The sequence below is a fragment of the Candidatus Propionivibrio aalborgensis genome (assembly GCF_900089945.1).
Taxonomy (GTDB): domain Bacteria; phylum Pseudomonadota; class Gammaproteobacteria; order Burkholderiales; family Rhodocyclaceae; genus Propionivibrio; species Propionivibrio aalborgensis.
Window position 1 is genome coordinate 1 of record NZ_FLQY01000015.1, and the last position, 681, is coordinate 681.

Here is a 681-nt window from a genome sequence, read left to right on the forward strand (position 1 = left end):
GAGTTCCAGTGCCCTGTAGGTACTCACCAATGACTCATCGAGCTGACCAAGATCCTTGAGAACAACGCCAAGATTCATGTGTGCATCCACGTAGTCGGAATCGCATTCCAATGCTTCACGAAAGCTCCTTGCGGCGTCCTGGAACTGGCCAGTCTGCCTTAACACAATGCCAAGATTATTGTGTGCATCTGTATAGCCCGGCAGGATTACCAGAGCCCGGCGGTATTCTACTAACGCTTCTTTTAGTTGCCCATTATTCTGCAACGTTATGCCCAGATTGAAATGCCCTTCTGCAAAATCCGGCTCGATCTCCAGTGCCCGTCGATGACTCTCCAATGCCTCGTTCGACCACCCAAGATGATATAGAACCCCACCCAGATTACTGTGAACTGCAGCCAAGTCAGGAGCGATCTCCAGCGCTCTGCGATAACTCGCCACTGCGTCACTGAATTGTCCGAGCGCCTTGCATGCCGAACCAAGGTTACCGTATGCCTCAACATTGTTTGGGTCAATGTCTAGCAATTTTCGATAAGTTGTTATAGCTGAGTCAAATTGCTCAAGATCCATCAGAACCGCCCCGAGGCTGAGATGAACCTTTTCAGAGCCAGGCTTCAGAAACAACGCCCGTCGATAGCTTGCGGCCGCGGCCTCCAGTTGGCCTTGCGTCTCCTGCGCGCTGCC

1 protein-coding gene is annotated in these 681 nt (G+C 52.1%); it reads right to left on the minus strand.

Annotation, left to right across the window (positions count from 1 at the left end):
- Nucleotides 1-681: tetratricopeptide repeat protein (locus PROAA_RS01260; protein WP_186409574.1), on the minus strand; the 681-nt coding region annotated here is incomplete at both ends.